We start from the raw sequence: 16,028 nt of genomic DNA on the forward strand, positions 1-16,028 counted from the left end.
CCGGGACCGGGATGCCGACGCCCCCGGAGCGGTCCCGGGACCGGGATGCCGACGCCCCCGCCCCGGCCTACGCTCGGTGCATGCCCCGTCGCCAGCTTCATGTGACCGGTGCGGACGGCACCCCGCTGCGGGCGGCCCTGCGTGCCCTGCGTACCCGGCTCGAACTGCCCGCCGGGTTTCCGCCCGCCGTCCTGGCCGAGGCCGAGGAGGCCGCGAAGTCCCCGGACCTCTCCGCCCACGAGGACGCCACGGATCTGCCGTTCCTCACCATCGACCCGCCCGCGTCCACGGACCTCGACCAGGCCCTGCATCTGGAGCGGCGCCCGCACGGCTTCCGGGTGAACTACGCCATCGCCGACGTCGCGGCCTTCGTCCGGCCGGGCAGCGCGCTGGACGCCGAGGCCCACCGCCGGGTGACGACCCTGTACTTCCCCGACGGCAGGATTCCCCTGCACCCCGCGGTGCTCTCCGAAGGCGCCGCGAGCCTCCTCCCCGGCGTGACCCGTCCCGCCGCGCTCTGGCGGATCGACCTCGACACGGAGGGCCGCACCGTCGCCGCCGAGGTGCGCCGGGCCCTCGTACGCAGCCGCGCGAAGCTCGACTACGCGGGCGTCCAGCGGCAGATCGACGCCGGCACGGCGGAGGAGCCGCTCGCCCTGCTGAAGGTCATCGGCACGCTGCGCGAACAGCAGGAGATCGCCCGGGGCGGCATCTCGCTCAACGTCCCCGAGCAGGAGATCGTCGACCACGGCGGCACCTACGGACTCGACTACCGCGTGCCCCTGCCCGCCGACGGCTGGAACGCCCAGCTCTCCCTGCTCACCGGCATGTCCGCCGCCCGGATCATGCGGGACTCGGGCACCGGCATCCTCCGTACGCTGCCGGTGGCCCCCGACGGCGCCGTCGCCCGGCTCAGGCTCTGCGCCGAGGCCCTGCGCATCGACTGGCCGCACCACGTCCCGTACGCCGAGGTGGTCCGCTCCCTCGACCCGGCCCGGGGCGACCACGCCGCGTTCCTCCAGGAGTGCACGACGCTCCTGCGCGGTGCGGGCTACAGCGTCTTCGAGCACGGCGATCTCCCCACCCCCGCCGTGCACGCCGCCGTCGCCGAGCTCTACACGCACTGCACCGCTCCGCTGCGCCGCCTCGTCGACCGTTACGCCGCCGAGCTGTGCCTCGCGGCGACGGCAGGGCGCGAACCGCCGGAATGGGTGCTCCAGGCGCTGCCCGCCCTGCCCGAGGAGATGGCCGGGGGCACCCGCCGCGCCAACACCGTGGAGCGCCAGTGCGTCGACCTGGTCGAGGCGGCACTGGTCGCGGACCGGGTCGGCGAGGTCTTCGACGGCTTCGTGATCGACGTCAAGGACAACGATCCGGCCGTCGGCACCGTCCACATCCAGGACCCGGCGATCGTCGCCCGTATCGAGTCGGGCACCCCCCTCCCGCTGGGCGAACGGCTGCGGGTCCGCCTCGACCGGGCCGCCCCCGGCGCACAGAAACTGCTGTTCGCCCCCGCGTGAGGCCGGGGGAAGGTCCCCCGGCGACCGGCTTGTCCCCGTCTCGTACGATCACGTCCTCGGCTACGGACCGCGTACCGACTCCGTACCAGGGAAGGTCTCCTGCGTGACTGACCTCGCAGCCGTCCCCGTGGCCGGCAGGCCCCGCCAGATCATTGCCGCCGCACGCGTCCTCCTGGAGTCGGAGGGCCCGGAGGCGCTCACCATGCGCAGGCTGGCCGACCGGGTGGGCGTCAAGGCGTCGTCCCTCTACAAGCACTTCCCCGACAAGTCGTCCGTGGTGACCGCCCTGGCCACGGAGACGCTCCGGGAGACCGCCGGTGTGCTGGCGGCCGCCGAGGCCGCCGCCCCGGGCTCCTTCTCCGCACTCGCCACCGCCTACCGCGCCTACGCCCTGGCCCACCCGCACCTCTACCTCCTCACCATGGGCCGCGCCCTCTCCGCGACCGGCGCGGCGGACGCGGCGGCGGCCCCGCTGCTGCGCGCGTCGGGCGGCGACATCGACCGCGCGCGGGCGGCCTGGGCCTTCGCCCACGGCATGGTGGTCCTGGAGCTGAACGGCCGCTTCCCTCCGGGCGCCGACCTCTCGGCGGCCTGGGAGGCGGGGATCGCGGCCTTCACCGTCCGGCCCGCCGGGTAGCATGGCCACCACGGCAGACGAGCCGGGCGGACGGCCGCGTGAGGATCTCCGGATCCTCACGAGGAACGTCCGGGCTCCACAGGGCAGGGTGATGGCTAACGGCCACCCGGGGTGACCCGCGGGACAGTGCCACAGAAAACAGACCGCCTGGGACTCCGGTCCCCGGTAAGGGTGAAACGGTGGTGTAAGAGACCACCAGCGTCTGAGGCGACTCAGGCGGCTAGGTAAACCCCACCCGGAGCAAGGTCAAGAGGGAGCACCCCGGTGCTCCTGCGCGAACGTTTGAGGGCTGCCCGCCCGAGTTCGCGGGTAGACCGCACGAGACCGGCAGCAATGCCGGTCCTAGATGGATGGCCGTCTCCCCGGCCGCCGCGAGGCGACCGGGCGACAGAACCCGGCGTACAGCCCGACTCGTCTGCCGCCTCTCCCTTCGGGAGCGGACTTCGGTCTGCGGTGCAGGCCGTCTCCTCGGCCGCCCGCCGCGTCGGGAATCGTTCCGTTACCCGGGCGAGGGCAACTGATCGCCCGGTTCCAAGGTCGAACCGACGTGACCAGAAGCCACTTCCTTCCCCTCTGTGCCGTCACCGCCTCGGCGGCCCTGCTGCTGACCCGCCTGCAGCGGTGACGCGGCCGACGACAAGCCCGCCCACCCGGTCTTCGACGCGCCGGTCGAACAGCAGCCCCGCCAGGCGTTGCTGACGACTCAGGCCGCGCGTACGGCGAGCTTCACCCAGACCCTCACCTTCACCTCGGCGTCGGGCGATACCGTGCGGACGTCCTCGGGCCGGCTCGACTTCCCCGGCGGCAGGGCCGTCGGTTCGAGTGACTGGGTGCTGGCCGAGGACCTGCCGGAGGAGGCCAGGGACGTACTGCTGGGCGTCAGGCTGGGCACCGGGCGTGCCCCCGCCCGGACCCAGGTGGCGGTCGAGCCGGACACCATCCGGCTGCGCGCGGGCGAAGCGGGCTACTGGCTGCGCTACGAAGGGTCCTTCGACGCGTTCGGGACCGGCGCCGCGGTCGACGCGCTGCGAGGATCGGAGGCGGCGTTCGGCGGCACGCTCCTCGAAGTCCTCAGCGGGGGCGCACAGACGGGACATCGACCAGGTCGTGCACTACGCGGAGCAAGCACTCGGGCTGGCCGACCGGTCGAATTCGGGATTCGTCGGAAGGAAGCTGGACGGGCTTCGGGGGCGTCTTGCCCCGCTCATGTCCGATGACCGAGTCTCGACTCTTGATCACCGAATCGCGGCGCTTACGCGCACCGCATGATGAGAGGGGCACGCGCATGAATGACGGCCGGATCTTCCGCGAGGCGTGGATCGACGGAGTGAACAAGCACTATCCCGGCGATCCGAAGCCCGGCTACGTCACTCCGTGGGACGAGACGCCCGAATGGGAGCGCGAGGCCGCGGCCGCCGTGTACGGGCAGGTACGCGACTTCATCGAGATCAGCGGCGGGAATGCGGGCCGGCTCACCCGCGAGCAGAAGGGCCGGTTCGTCGCGATCTGCTGGACCGCCCAGATGTTCAAGCACTTCGAGGACCCGAAGCCCGGATACGTCGCCGACTGGGCGGACCTGCCGACCTGGCAGCGGGAGACGGACGCGGACATCTTCGAGCGCATCGAGCAGAACGTCTGAATCCGGAGAACGGGGCAGCCTCCGCAGGGCCGATCGCCCCGAGGGGCTCGGCCCTGCGGCGGGTCGGGTACGCAGCAGCTTGCCGCGCCGGGGCACCGCGGGCTGCTGCGTCTGTGGGAGGACGTGCCCTGACCGTGGCGACGCGAGCGGCCGGGATCGGGCCCCGGGCGGCCGCCGCGGTCCGGCTGCATCTGGCCGCGCTCGACTCCGCCTAGGGCCCCGGCCGGTCAGTGGGCCGGGGCGGAGACGCCGGTGAGGCGTTCGGCCTCGGACCACAGGCGTGCCGCGGTGTCCCTGTCCCGGCCCGGCCGGGGCAGTCCGACAGGCTTCGTCGGGCCGACCAGCGCCCATCGGGGCCCGTAGTACCCGCCCGGGACGGCGTCGGGACTCGTCGCCGCGTACAGCAGCGGTTCCGTGCCCTGCTCGGGTCCCTGCGAGGGGAAGATCCTGTACGCCAGCGACTCCAGCAGGCCGGGTCGGCCGCCGTTCAGGGTCGGGCCGGAGGTCATCAGGTTCGTGCGGGTGTAGCCGGGGTGTGCGACGGCCGACAGCAGGGGCCAGCCGCGCCGGTCCGCGAGCTCGGCCAGATGCACCGCCATCAGCATGTCGGCCAGCTTGGACTGGGCGTAGGCCCTGGTCGGGCTGTATGCGCGGGTGGAGTTCAGGTCGTCGAAGGCGATGCGTGCCCGGTGGGCGGTGCCGCTGCTCATCGTGGCCACCCGTGGGGCGGGGGCCGACAGCAGCGCGGGCAGGAGCAGGTTGGTGAGGGCGAACGGGCCGAGGAAGTTGCTGCCCAGCTGGAGTTCGAAGCCGTCGGCGGTCTCCGTGCGCCCGGGCACGTTCATCACCCCGGCGTTGTTCAGCAGCAGATCCAGGGGCCGGCCGTCGGCGATGAGGCCGTCCGCGAACTCCCGCACCGAGGAGAGGTCGGCGAGGTCGAGGCGGCGGACCTCCGTACGGGCGCCGGGGTGCGTGGCGAGGATCTCGGCCCTCGCCTGCTCGCCCTTGGCGGGGGTGCGTACGGCGAGGACGACGTCGGCTCCGGCGCCCGCGAGACGCTTGGCCGCCTCCTTGCCCGTACCGCTGTTGGCGCCGGTCACCACGGCGAGCTTTCCTCGCTGGTCGGGAACCTGATACATCGCAGACCTCTTTACGTACCGCCGGTATCTTGTCTCCGGGCCAGCGTAAGGTACCGACGGTCACTTATCAACGTACTGCCGGTCTGTAATATGTCGGGATGACTTTCCAGCGGGCCCGGACCGATGAGCAGCGCACCCAGCGGCGGCGGCAGATCCTGGACACCGCGGCGGCGATGCTCACCGAGATGCCGGTCGCCAGGCTGAGTCTGAACGAGCTGAGCCGCCGCGTCGGCCTGGCCAAGGCGAACGTCCTGCGGTACTTCGAGTCGCGCGAGGCGGTCCTGCTCGACCTGCTGGACGCGGAGATCGCCGACTGGCTCGCGGAACTGGAGCGGGCGCCGCTCCCCGGCCCGGGTTCGCCGCGGGAGCGCGGGGACCTGCTGGCCGACCTCCTGGCCTCCTCGATGGCGCGCCGCCCCGTGCTCTGCGACCTGTTCGCCGCGCAGGGCGCGGTGCTGGAGCAGAACATCTCCACCGAAGCCGGCATCCAGCACAAGTACAGGGCCCGGGAGTCCCTGGGCGCCCTGACCGAGCTGACGCGGCGGCATCTTCCCGAGCTGACCGCCGACGACGCCGCCTCGCTGACCGAGGCCACCCTGCTGACGGCCATGGCGGCGTGGCAGTGCAGTCGCCCCTCTCCGGCCATGCTGGCCGCCTACGCCTCCGATCCGGAGCTCGCCGCGATGCGTCTGGACTTCGCCGACGCGGTCCGCCGTGCGACGGCGGTGACCGCCTCCGGCCTCCTCGCGCGCCACTAGGAGCCGGTCCTCAGGGGGTGCTCGGCCGCTCTCCCGGGCAGCGGGGGGCGCTCGGCCGCTCTCCCCGGACACCAGGGGTGCCGGGCTGCCCGGATCAGTTCAGGGGCAGCCGCATAAGGGTCAGGTCGAGCCACCGGCCGAACTTGGTGCCGACCTCCCGTACCGTGCCGGCGTGCTCGAAGCCGAACCGTTCGTGGAGCCGGACCGACGCGGTGTTCTCGGCCTCGATCCCGGCGATCATCACATGGTGGCCCGCCTCGCGCGCTGAGGCGATGAGGGCCGCCAGCAGCGCGGAGCCGATGCCGAGCCCGTGCCGGCCCTCGCGGACGTAGACGGAGTTCTCCACCGTGTGACGGAAGCCCTCCAGCGCGCGCCACTGGCCGTAGACCGCGAAGCCTGCCGTCTCGCCGTCCACCTCGGCCACGAGGGCCGAGCCCCGCTCCAGGTGGGCGGCGAGCCAGTCGGCCGCCTCGGCGGGGGACTGCTGGGACTGTGTCCACAGGGCAGTGGAGTGCTCGATCGCGTGGTTGCGGATCGCGCGGATGGCCTCTCCGTCGCCGGAGTGCGCCGGGCGCACGGTGACGGCCTGCCGTGTCTCGTATATTGGATTCATGTCTCATATAGTAAATCCTCTGGTGGAGCAGATCGCTGCCCGCGTCCGGGACGAGCGGGAGCGCCGGCGGTGGACCCTGGCTCAGCTCGCGGAGGAGTCCGGCGTCTCCCAGGCGATGATCAGCCGGATCGAGCGCGGGGAGAGCAGTCCCACCGCCGTCGTCCTCGGAAAGCTGTCCGCCGCCTTCCGGCTCAGTCTCGCCTCGCTGCTCACCCCCGACGGGGCGCGGGAGGACGGCGCCACGGGAGCCGAGGGGGTACGCCGACGAGCCGACGCGGCGGAGTGGCGCGACCCGGAGACCGGCTACCGGCGCCGCCAGATCACCGGCTCCCGCTTTCCCGCGGAGATCGCCGAGATCCGGCTGCCCGCCGGTGCCCGTGTGCCCTATCCGGCCGCCGCCTTCGCCTTCGTACGCCAGGTCGTCTGGGTCCTCGACGGCCGGCTGACCTTCCACGACGGCGACACGGTCCATGAGCTGGACGCGGGGGACACCATCGAGCTGGGCGAGCCCACCCCGCGCGTCTTCGCCAACACCACCGGCACCGAGTGCCGTTACGCCGTCGTCCTCACCCGCGGCGCCCAGCCGTGACCCGTCCGCTTCCCCGCGGCGGAACCTTCCTCCTCGCCTGTGTCGCGGGGACGGCGATCGCGAACAACTACGCGATCCAGCCCGCGCTCACCGCCGTCGCCGCCGACCTCGATGTCCCCCTGTCCGTGATCGGCCTCGTCCCGACCACCGCGCTCGCCGGCTGCATGGCCGGTTTCGCCCTTCTGCTTCCCCTCACCGACCACGTCGCCCCGCACCGTCTGGTCGCCACGCAGCTCACAGCCCTGGCCGCCGCCCTCACCCTCGCGGCCTCCGCGACCGGGGCGGCCGTGCTCCTGGCCGCCTATCTGCTCATCGGCGCGGCGGCCGGTGTCGCGGCCCAGGCCGGGAACATCGCTGGGCGCCACGCCCCGCCCGGGCGCCGGGGGAGGGGCGTCGCCACCGTGGCCGCCGGGATGTCGGCGGGCATCCTGCTCAGCCGCATGGTCGGAGGGGCGCTCACCGACGCCATCGGGTGGCGTCGGATGCTGCTCGTCTTCGCCGTCCTCGCCCTGCTCGGCGCGCTCGCCTCGGCCACACTCCTGCCCCGGCACCGGCCGCACTCCTCGCGCGGTTACCTCGCCACCCTCGCCTCGCTGCCCCCGCTCCTGCGCACTCAGCCGCAGCTGCGCCGCGCGGTGGCCGCGGGCGGGCTCTGGTACTTCGCCTTCAACCTCGTCTGGGTCGCGCTCGCGCTCGCCCTCGCCCAGCCGCCCCACTCGCTCGGACCGGCCGCCATCGGCCTGTACAGCCTGGCCGGGCTCCTCGGCTTCGCCGTGCTCCCGCTCACCGGCCGGATCGCCGACCGGTACACCCCGCGCACCCTGATCGCCGCCGGTCTGCTGGCGGCCGTCGCGGGGGTGGCCCTGCTGGCCACCGGCCTCGGCTCCCCGCCGGTCACCGCGCTCGGGCTGGCCCTCTTCGACGCCGGGTGCTTCGCCGCCCAGGCCGCCAACCAGAGCCGTGTCATCGCCCTCGACCCCGAACGCTCCGGCAGCCTCAGCAGCGTCTACCTCGTGCTGTACTTCACGGTCGGCGCCGTCGGCACCGCGCTCGCCGCACCCCTGCTCCACACCCTCGGCTGGCAGGGCACCGCCCTCGTCGCCCTCGCGGCACTGGTCCTCGCCGCCGTTCCGGGGACGGGAGGCGGCGCGGTCCCGGAGTCGGGAGGCCGCGCGGCCGGTGTGCGGTCGGGGCGTGGTTCCTGACGCACGGCGAACAGGCGAACAGAGGCGGACCGCACCGGAACAGGCATCCCTGCTGAGCCGGTTCCGGCGTCCCTACGCCGGTTCCGGTGCGCCCGTGTCCGCCGGAGAAGGGGGTACGGCGCCCAGCGGCAGCAGCAGCGGGCGCTTCGCGGTGCGGCCGTCGCCGGAGGAACGGCCGCGCAGCCGGCGGCCGAGCCAGGGGCCCAGGAACCCTGCCGCCCAGCGGAGTTCGGCCACCGCCGCCTGCCAGGCGGTGGAAACCGGCCGCGGCGGCAGCGGAAGCGTCCAGGTGTCGTCGCTCCCGGGCAGCCGGACGGCATGGGCGACGGCCGCCGCGATCCGCTCGTGGCCCAGCGGGCTCGCGTGGAGCCGGTCCGTGCTCCACATCCGCGGGTCGGTGGCGACGGCGTGCTCCGCGGTCTCGGCCACCGTGACCCCGTGCCGGGCGGCGGCAACGCGGATGCGGGTGTTCATCTCGAACACGCGGGACCTGACGGGCCGGGCGATCGGCGCGATCTTCCCGATGTCGGGGAAGGTCAGCGTCACCACATGGGCCCCGGCGGCCGTGAGGGCGATGAACATCTCCTCCAGGTGACCGGCCACCTCCGCCGCGTCGAACCGGGGCCGCAGCAGGTCGTTGACCCCGGCGACGACCGTCGCCAGATCGGGGCGCATGGCCAGGGCGGGACCCAGCTGCTCCGCGCGGACCTGGTGGGCGACACGTCCTCGTACCGCCAGATTGGCGTACTCCAGGGACGGGCTGACGGCCGCGACGTGCTCGGCGAACCGGTCGGCCCAGCCCCGCAGGCCCGTGGTGTCGTCACCGTCGCCGACGCCCTCGGTCTGGCTGTCGCCGAGCGCGACGTAACGCAGGTACTCACCGCTGTGCATGGACGTTCCGCCTCTTCCGGAGAACCGCTGAGATCCGCAGGCACCAGTCGCGGGTGTCCCGCTCGAACGCCAGGCCGCGCATACAGGTCAGATACGGCCCGATCCGCTCGCCCCGGAGGAGGAACTCCTCCTCGTCCAGGTCGCCGCGCATGTGCCGCAGCAGCTTGCCGAAGAGCTCGATCCTCGCCTCGGAGGCGGACGCCCGCTCCTCCAGCTGTCCGATCACCGGCGCGCTGTCTATGTGGTCGGCGGCCTGCACCTTGACGAGCAGGTCGTCACGGATGAAGGAGGGCTTCGACGCGGCGGAGGCGAACCTCTCCAGCTCGGCGAGGCCCTCGCCGGTGACCCGGAACAGCCGCTTGTTGGGCCGGGTCTCCTGGACCACCTGCCGGCCCGCGACCAGTCCGTCCTTCTCCAGCTTGGCCAGCTCGGCGTAGAGCTGCTGGGGCAGGGCGTGCCAGAAGTTCGCGACACCGATGTCGAACGCCTTGGCCAGCTGGTATCCGCTGTACTCGCCGTCGAGCAGCGCCGCCAGAACGGCATGCCGCAAGGCCATCGCAGAGGCCCCTTCCCTTTTCTCGTCCGCCACCTCATCATACTCAAGAAACTGACTAGTCACATTGTTGAGTACGAGGAGCGGGCATGGACACCACCGATCTCTTTCGCACCGCCGTGGAGAAGCGCGATCTCTCCGCGCTGAACGACCTGTTCACCGAGGACATCCGCCTCAACAGCCCGGTGAAGTTCACCCCCTTCGAGGGCCGGCCCATGGTGTCGGGGCTCTTCGGGGTCCTGCTGCGCACCTTCGAGGACTTCCGTTACGTCGGCCACCTCGAAGGCGTGGCCGAGGCGGGCGCCGAGGGCGACGAGGCGCCGTCGGCGGTCCTCGTCTTCCGCGCGACCGTGGGCGGCAAGCAGATCCACGGCATCGACCTGCTCCACTTCGACGATGCGGGCCGCATCAAGGAGTTCACCGTCATGGTCCGCCCGCAGTCCGCGGTGCACGCCCTGGGCGAGGCGGTGCTCGCGGGCCTGGTCGCCGACGGCCTCGTCCCCGGGCCGGACGGCAGCTGACGGGGAGGGGAGTCACGGGAACGGGCGCCCGAGGGGAGTCCGTGGGAGCGGAGGCGCGCGGAAGTCCCTCGTCCGCACTATCCGGCCAGCGGCCACCCAGCCCGCGAGGGCCGGAATCCCCGGCCGCCCCTGCCCCGCCGGGGCCGTGCTCCGGAGGCGCCGGAAGGTTCCGGCCAGAGCTTGATCGAATACCTCCCGGTATGCGGAGGAGGGTTGATCAATTCGATCTGGAACCCGATAGGCTCCTCTGCGGCGCGGCGAGTTGACGCGATGTCACTCGGCCGCTGCGGTGCTGCGCGCTCCCCCCGGGCGACGTCTGCGCCGCCCCCAGTTCGAAAGTGTTGCTCTCGAAGGATGTAGATGGAACTTGCCACTCCACCCCCGGCGGCACGAGCACCGGTCGCCTGGTACGGCTGGTGGCTGATGCCGCTGGCCTTAGGAGCCGGAACCCTCGTCACAGCGGTGGCGGGGCCCGACCAGGTCCAGATACCCGCGACGTTCGCCGGTGCCGCTGTCACGGCTGCGGGCGCGGTCTGCGTGCGGCTCCTCGTACGTACCAGAACCCAGCTGCGCCGCGCCGACGAAGCCTTCCGCGCCGCCCAGACCGAGCACTCCCAGCAGAGATACGCCGATGTGCGGTCCCGGGAGCAGCGCTTCGAGGCCGAGAGATCCGCGCTGGAAGCCCAGCTGGGCGAGCAGGCCAAGGCCTTCGACGCCAGGCTGGCCGAGCACACCCAGGCCTACGAGGCCGGGATCGCCGAATGGACCCGCACGACGGAGGAGCGGATCGCACTCCAGCGGGACGTCGTCGTCAGGCTCGGCGACAGCCATCTCCCCGAGGCGATCAAGCGCCTGCGCGAGGGTGAGGCCATCGACGACATCCTGGCGGAGGTCGGCCAGGAGGCCGACGCGAGCCCGGAGACGCGCGCCGCGCTGCGCAAGGTCATGCGGACCGCGCTGCTCGGCGTGGAGGAGGAACTGAACCGTTCCACCTCGGCCGAACAGGCCGTGGTCGGTATCGGCAGCCGCATCCACGTGCTGACGGGGCGGCTGCGCGGCCGGCTCCACGAGATGCAGGGCGAACACGGGCGGCTGCCCGCCGTGGCCCAGGGACTCATGGAGCTGGACCAGGAGATCGGTCCCGCCGACTGCCTGGCCGCCAGCATCGGCGTACTGGGCGGTTCCGACCGGCCCGGACGCCAGTGGCAGGAACCGCAGCGGCTGCTCAGCGTGGTCCGGGGCGGCATCGGCCGCATCAAGGACTTCAACCGCATCCAGGTCCGCCACCTCCCCGAACTCGGCGTCGACGGCGGTCTGGTGGACCACCTCACGCTGATCTTCGCCCACCTCCTGGACAACGCCGCGCGCTACTCGCCGCCCAGCGAGCCCGTGGTCGTCTCCGGCAAGGAGGTCCCCAACGGGGTCGGCATCGAGATCCAGGACGCCGGCAAGGGCCTGAGCGAGGAGCGCAAGCGCGAGGCGGAGCAGTCCATCGCGGGCACCGCGAAGGGCCCCGGTCTCGGCGGTATCTCGGAGGACGCCAACCTGGGTCTGCGCGTCGTGGGCGCCCTGGCACGCCGTTACGGCATCCGGGTCACCTTCGCGGACTCCCCGTGGCTCGGCACCTCGGTGGTCGTGGTGGTTCCGCACAAGTACTTCAGCCACCTCTCCGCCCCCGTCGTCGAGCCGGTCCGGCCCGTCGCGGAACAGGCCGAGCCCGTCCGGGAGGCCCTCGCGACCGGCCTGCCGGCCAACGGTGCCCCGAGCGCAGGGACCACCGAGATCACGGACACCACGCCCGGCGGCCTGCCGCGGCGCAGGAGCAGGCGGAGCGACACACCGACGGCCAGGCAGGGCGCCGCCGCCGACCGGACCGTGGAGTCCGTGACCGCAGTGCCGCCGGACGCGTCGTTCGCCGGCCTCGCCGCCTTCGCCACGGCCGGACGTGAGACCGCCCCGCCCCGGGTGACGACCGAGGACGCCGGCCCGGGCGTTCGCGAGACGACTGCCGGACGCGAGTCCAACCGCACGGAAGAGAGCGACTAGTCCACATGACGCAACAGGGAACCGACGTGAGCTGGGCGCTCCGCGATCTGACGGAGAGCATCCGGGAGATCCGCTTCGCCCTCGTGGCCTCCAGCGACGGCAAGGCCATCACCTCCTACGGGGCGGACGACCCCGACGACGTGGACCGCTTCGCCGCCGTGGTCGCCGGACTCCAGGCGCTCGCGCAGCCCGTCGCCGAGCAATTCCCCAAGTACGCCGGGCAGCTCCGCCTCGCGATGATCGAGGTCGACGGCGGTCACCTCTTCGTCGTACGGGCCGGCGTGGAGACGTACCTCGGAGTCCTCGCGAGGGAGGGGCTCGACCAGGGCCTGCTCGGCCACCAGATGAGGGACCTGGCGCGAAGGATGGGTGAGCTTCTCGGCACCAGCCCGCGCCTGGAGGAGCACTCTGGATGAGTGGTCCCCGCCGGCCCACGGACCCGCCCGGTCTCGAGCGCTACTACGTCCTCACCGGAGGGCGCAGCGGACCGGGTGGTTCGGCGTCGACCCTGGACGTGGCGACCCTCATCATCTCCCGTGCCGCAGCCGTGCCCGGCCTGCAGCACGAGCACGAGGAGATACTCCGGCGCTGCCGCGATCCGCTGTCGGTGGCCGAACTCGGCGCCCATCTCGGATTGCCCTTCAACATTCTCGCGGTGCTCCTGGCCGATCTGCTGGACGCAGGACGCGTCGAGGCCCGCGATCCCATCCCGGCGTCAGGAGCCGGCCGCGGGCCCGACCTCGCGCTCCTTGAGGAGGTACTCAGTGGACTTCAAAGGCTTTGACCGCCCCGACCAGGCGGCCGGAGGCGGCACCCGCTCGGTGAAGGTGATGATCGCCGGCGGCTTCGGCACCGGGAAAACCACCCTGGTGCGCTCGGTGAGCGACATCAAGCCGCTCACCACCGAGGAGACGCTGACCCAGGCCAGCGTGGACGTCGACGACCTGATCGGGGTGGCGGACAAGCAGGAGACCACCGTCAGCCTGGACTTCGGGAAGATCGGCATCAACGAGGAGCTGGTGCTGTACCTGTTCGGGACACCGGGCCAGGAGCGCTTCTGGTTCCTGTGGAACGGCCTGTTCAAGGGCGCCCTCGGGGCCGTGGTCCTGGTGGACACCCGGCGGCTGGCGTCCAGCTTCCGGGCGATCGAGGAGATGGAGCGGCAGGACGTGCCCTTCGTCATCGCCCTCAACGTCTTCCCCGACTCCAAGGACCACCCGATCGAAGAGATCCGCGACGCCCTGGACATACCCGAGCACACCCCCGTCGTGACCTGCGACGCCCGTGACCGGACATCGAGCCGCGATGTGCTGATCGCGCTGATCCGCCATCTCAAGGCGCGTTCCGCCGTCGCTCTGGAGCCCCGATGACCGACCGTCAGGAGAACGACGCGGGTGCTCCCCGCGGCTGCCCCGTCGCGCACGGCGGCGGGGACGCGCTCACCCGGCTGTACGGGCCGGACGCGGCGCTCGACCCGCAGGGCATCTACGGACGGCTGCGCAAGGAGTACGGCGCGGTCGCGCCGGTCCTCCTGGAGGGCGACGTCCGCGCCTGGCTGGTTCTCGGCTACCGCGAGAGCCGGCGCGTGCTCGACAACCCCCTCCAGTTCAGCCGGGACTCGCGCATCTGGCGGGACTGGAACGAGGGAGGAGTCGAGGAGGACTCGCCGCTGATCCAGATGCTCGGCTGGCGTCCCGACTGCGTGTCCCAGGACGGCGAGCCGCACCGCAGGCTGCGCAGGGCGGTCACCGACAACCTGGACACCCTGGCGGGGCGCGGCATCCGGCGCCATGTCACGCACTTCGCGAACAAGCAGATCGACGCGTTCGCCGGCGAGGGCAGGGCCGACCTGGTGGGCGACTACGCCGAGTACCTGCCGATGCTCGTGCTGACCAGGCTGTTCGGACTCCCGGCCGCCGAAGGCCGCAGCCTCGCGGTCTCCTGCGCCCAGGTCATCAAGGGCGGGCCGGACGCCATGGCCCACAACGACCGCATCATGGAGATCCTCGGGGAACTCGCCGAGCGCAAGCGCCAGGAGCCGGGCCCCGACTTCACCACCGGGCTGCTCGCGCACACCGCGGGCCTCGACGAGGGGGAGATCCTCAGCCATCTGCGTCTGGTGCTGATCACCGCGCACACCACGACCAGCAACCTGCTGGCCCGGGTGCTGGAGCTGGTCTTCACCGACTCCTCCCGCCTCGCGGGACTCGTCAGCGGCCAGCGGGCCGTCTCCGAGGTCGTCGAGGAGGCGCTCTGGAACACCCCGCCGCTGGCGGTCCTCCCGGGGCGTTTCGCGACCGCCGACCTCGAACTCGGCGGTACGCAGATCAAGGAGGGCGACCTGCTGGTGCTCGGGCTCGCCGCGGGCAACCTCGACCCGGACATCCAGCCGGACTCGGGGGTCTCCGTGCACGGCAACCAGTCGCACCTGGCGTTCAGCGGCGGTCCTCACGAGTGTCCGGGCCAGGGCATCGGCCAGGCCATCATCGAGACGGCGGTCGACGTCCTGCTGCACCGGCTGCCCGGACTCCGCCTGGCCGTCCCCGCGGACGACCTCACCTCGACCGCCTCCACCTGGGAGGCGCGGCTGGACAGCCTGCCGGTCGAGTTCGCAGCGCAGGGCGCCTGAGCGCGCCTCGAGTCGGCTGCTCGCCCGACCCGCCCGGCCCGCTCCGGCGGGCCGGGCTTCCGGTCCCTCAGACGGCGAGCAGATCGTCCAGCGATCCCCGGCCGGCCAGCTCGGCGGTGGCCGCCGGGCCCTCCTTCGCGGCGGAGTAGCGGCCCGAGGTCAGCGCCCACTCGTAGTTGCCGCTGATCCAGTGCTGGATGGCTTCCACACCCATCCGGACCTGGTTCCGCTGCTCCGTGCCGAGACCGAGCTCCTCGCACATCCCCGGGACGAGCGCCTCCAGTTCGAGGTACTCGTCGAGGCACTCGGTGGTCATCCGGTACGCCTCGTCGGCGGCCTCCTCCCAGCTGCACCCGCGCTCCCGGTGCAGCACGGCGATGAGGTTGTGGCCGTCTCCCCGGCGCTTCTCGCGCTCGAAGGAGTGGATGTCGTTCATGAACCCGATCGTGTCGGCGGCCAGATCGCGCATCCTGACCATCAGCCCGTGCGCCTGCACCTGAGCCGGCACCTCGAAGCCGCGGCTGCGCTCACCCGCGTCGATGCTGTGGTGGATGCCGACCGTGCGGCGGCGGAACTCCGCGTACTCCTCGATGCCCAGCGTTCCCGCCCTGCCCTTGGCCGCGAGGTCGACCTCCTCGGTGTGCGCCACGAGGAAGCGCCCCCAGGACGCGGCGAACCGCGTGCGCCAAGTCAGGGACATGCCATCCGAGAGCTGGGCCCACACCTCGGCCCAGGCGGTGGTGATGGGGCAGACCACGCGAGGCGGCGTCCCGGCGGGGCGCAGCGGGGTGGCTATCAGCTCCCGCGCGACCTCGGCTATGCGGTCCGCGCGGTCGGGGCTCCCGGAGTCGAACTGGTCGTCGAACAGGAAGGCCAGGGAGAACCAGTTCATCAGGACGACCATGTCATCGGCCGAGGCGTACGGGTACGTCCGCGCCGCCGCCTGGGGCAGGTCCCAGGACTGGTACTCCTCGAACCCCGCCTGGCTGCGCACCAGGCCCATCTGCCAGACCCAGCGGAGGTGGTGCTCGCGTGCGTACGCGAGGTGCTCGCTCACCGGGGCTTTGAAGGGGAGGTCGAATGTGACGTCCTGCGGCATTGGCGTCCTCTCTGGAGACGATTCACAGGCCCCCGCCCCTGCGACAGGGCGATCGGAATTGACGCCCATTGACTCGAAGTGCACGTTTCGAGATCAGAACTGATGATCCATCATGTGCGATCTGATGCTGCCCAGACCCTAAACGATCTATGCGACAAGATCCGTTCGAAGAATTCCGGGTGCCCGGGA

18 protein-coding genes and 1 other RNA gene are annotated in these 16,028 nt (G+C 72.1%); 14 read left to right on the top strand and 5 right to left on the bottom strand.

Annotated elements, in window-relative coordinates; all coding sequences use genetic code 11:
- Positions 1–80 precede the first annotated feature (80 nt).
- From ACWCQM_RS13430 to ACWCQM_RS13450, 5 genes are all read left to right on the top strand, one after another.
- A complete protein-coding gene (locus tag ACWCQM_RS13430; protein ID WP_450915429.1) occupies positions 81–1,520 on the top strand; it encodes an RNB domain-containing ribonuclease in 1,440 nt (479 codons plus the stop codon).
- Positions 1,521–1,623: 103 nt separating this feature from the next.
- Entirely contained in the window at positions 1,624–2,157 is a 534-nt protein-coding gene (locus tag ACWCQM_RS13435; RefSeq protein WP_450915430.1) for a TetR/AcrR family transcriptional regulator, read from the top strand.
- Between the two features lie 18 nt (positions 2,158–2,175).
- Positions 2,176–2,575, top strand: an RNA gene (gene rnpB / locus ACWCQM_RS13440) — RNase P RNA component class A.
- Positions 2,576–2,849: 274 nt separating this feature from the next.
- Entirely contained in the window at positions 2,850–3,374 is a 525-nt protein-coding gene (locus ACWCQM_RS13445) for a hypothetical protein (protein ID WP_450915431.1), read from the top strand.
- Positions 3,375–3,442: 68 nt separating this feature from the next.
- Complete coding sequence (locus ACWCQM_RS13450) at positions 3,443–3,796, top strand: hypothetical protein (protein ID WP_450915432.1); 354 nt, start codon at positions 3,443–3,445, stop codon at positions 3,794–3,796.
- A 227-nt stretch (positions 3,797–4,023) separates the two neighbouring features.
- Here ACWCQM_RS13450 and ACWCQM_RS13455 read toward each other — a convergent pair whose 3' ends face one another.
- The gene (locus tag ACWCQM_RS13455) at positions 4,024–4,935 is read right to left on the bottom strand and encodes an SDR family oxidoreductase (RefSeq protein ID WP_450915433.1); all 912 of its coding nucleotides are present in this window, start codon (positions 4,933–4,935) and stop codon (positions 4,024–4,026) included.
- A 98-nt stretch (positions 4,936–5,033) separates the two neighbouring features.
- On the opposite strand from ACWCQM_RS13455, the gene ACWCQM_RS13460 reads away from it, so the two are divergent.
- On the top strand, positions 5,034–5,693 hold the full coding sequence (locus ACWCQM_RS13460) for a TetR family transcriptional regulator (protein ID WP_450915434.1): 660 nt from the start codon (positions 5,034–5,036) through the stop codon (positions 5,691–5,693).
- 94 nt (positions 5,694–5,787) lie between these two features.
- Here the strand turns inward: ACWCQM_RS13460 and ACWCQM_RS13465 are convergent, their stop codons facing one another.
- On the bottom strand, positions 5,788–6,306 hold the full coding sequence (locus ACWCQM_RS13465; protein WP_450915435.1) for an N-acetyltransferase family protein: 519 nt from the start codon (positions 6,304–6,306) through the stop codon (positions 5,788–5,790).
- On the opposite strand from ACWCQM_RS13465, the gene ACWCQM_RS13470 reads away from it, so the two are divergent.
- The gene (locus tag ACWCQM_RS13470) at positions 6,305–6,895 is read left to right on the top strand and encodes a helix-turn-helix domain-containing protein (RefSeq protein WP_450915436.1); all 591 of its coding nucleotides are present in this window, start codon (positions 6,305–6,307) and stop codon (positions 6,893–6,895) included. The genes ACWCQM_RS13465 and ACWCQM_RS13470 overlap by 2 nt on opposite strands.
- Positions 6,892–8,100: an MFS transporter gene (locus ACWCQM_RS13475; protein WP_450915437.1), complete on the top strand. Its 1,209-nt coding sequence runs from the start codon at positions 6,892–6,894 to the stop codon at positions 8,098–8,100. The genes ACWCQM_RS13470 and ACWCQM_RS13475 overlap by 4 nt, the downstream gene beginning before the upstream one ends.
- A 72-nt stretch (positions 8,101–8,172) precedes the next feature.
- On the opposite strand, the gene ACWCQM_RS13480 is transcribed toward ACWCQM_RS13475, so the two are convergent.
- Positions 8,173–8,991 (bottom strand): SGNH/GDSL hydrolase family protein, encoded by an 819-nt coding sequence (locus ACWCQM_RS13480; RefSeq protein ID WP_450915438.1) that lies wholly within the window; start codon positions 8,989–8,991, stop codon positions 8,173–8,175.
- A complete protein-coding gene (locus ACWCQM_RS13485; protein ID WP_450915439.1) occupies positions 8,978–9,547 on the bottom strand; it encodes a PadR family transcriptional regulator in 570 nt (189 codons plus the stop codon). The genes ACWCQM_RS13480 and ACWCQM_RS13485 overlap by 14 nt, the downstream gene beginning before the upstream one ends.
- 86 nt (positions 9,548–9,633) lie before the next feature.
- On the opposite strand from ACWCQM_RS13485, the gene ACWCQM_RS13490 reads away from it, so the two are divergent.
- From ACWCQM_RS13490 to ACWCQM_RS13515, 6 genes are all read left to right on the top strand, one after another.
- Positions 9,634–10,065: a nuclear transport factor 2 family protein gene (locus ACWCQM_RS13490; protein ID WP_450915440.1), complete on the top strand. Its 432-nt coding sequence runs from the start codon at positions 9,634–9,636 to the stop codon at positions 10,063–10,065.
- Between the two features lie 360 nt (positions 10,066–10,425).
- Positions 10,426–12,111, top strand: coding sequence for an ATP-binding protein (locus ACWCQM_RS13495; protein ID WP_450915441.1), 1,686 nt, complete (start codon positions 10,426–10,428; stop codon positions 12,109–12,111).
- Between the two features lie 5 nt (positions 12,112–12,116).
- The gene (locus tag ACWCQM_RS13500; protein WP_073747478.1) at positions 12,117–12,527 is read left to right on the top strand and encodes a roadblock/LC7 domain-containing protein; all 411 of its coding nucleotides are present in this window, start codon (positions 12,117–12,119) and stop codon (positions 12,525–12,527) included.
- The gene (locus ACWCQM_RS13505; protein WP_073747480.1) at positions 12,524–12,895 is read left to right on the top strand and encodes a DUF742 domain-containing protein; all 372 of its coding nucleotides are present in this window, start codon (positions 12,524–12,526) and stop codon (positions 12,893–12,895) included. Before ACWCQM_RS13500 ends, ACWCQM_RS13505 begins: the two co-directional genes overlap by 4 nt.
- The gene (locus ACWCQM_RS13510; protein ID WP_073747482.1) at positions 12,876–13,481 is read left to right on the top strand and encodes a GTP-binding protein; all 606 of its coding nucleotides are present in this window, start codon (positions 12,876–12,878) and stop codon (positions 13,479–13,481) included. The genes ACWCQM_RS13505 and ACWCQM_RS13510 overlap by 20 nt, the downstream gene beginning before the upstream one ends.
- Positions 13,478–14,740 (top strand): cytochrome P450, encoded by a 1,263-nt coding sequence (locus ACWCQM_RS13515; RefSeq protein ID WP_450915442.1) that lies wholly within the window; start codon positions 13,478–13,480, stop codon positions 14,738–14,740. The genes ACWCQM_RS13510 and ACWCQM_RS13515 overlap by 4 nt, the downstream gene beginning before the upstream one ends.
- 67 nt (positions 14,741–14,807) lie before the next feature.
- Here the strand turns inward: ACWCQM_RS13515 and ACWCQM_RS13520 are convergent, their stop codons facing one another.
- Positions 14,808–15,839 (bottom strand): 7-epi-alpha-eudesmol synthase, encoded by a 1,032-nt coding sequence (locus ACWCQM_RS13520; RefSeq protein ID WP_450915443.1) that lies wholly within the window; start codon positions 15,837–15,839, stop codon positions 14,808–14,810.
- Between the last annotated feature and the right edge of the window lie 189 nt (positions 15,840–16,028).

This window comes from Streptomyces sp. NPDC002125 (assembly GCF_053593715.1).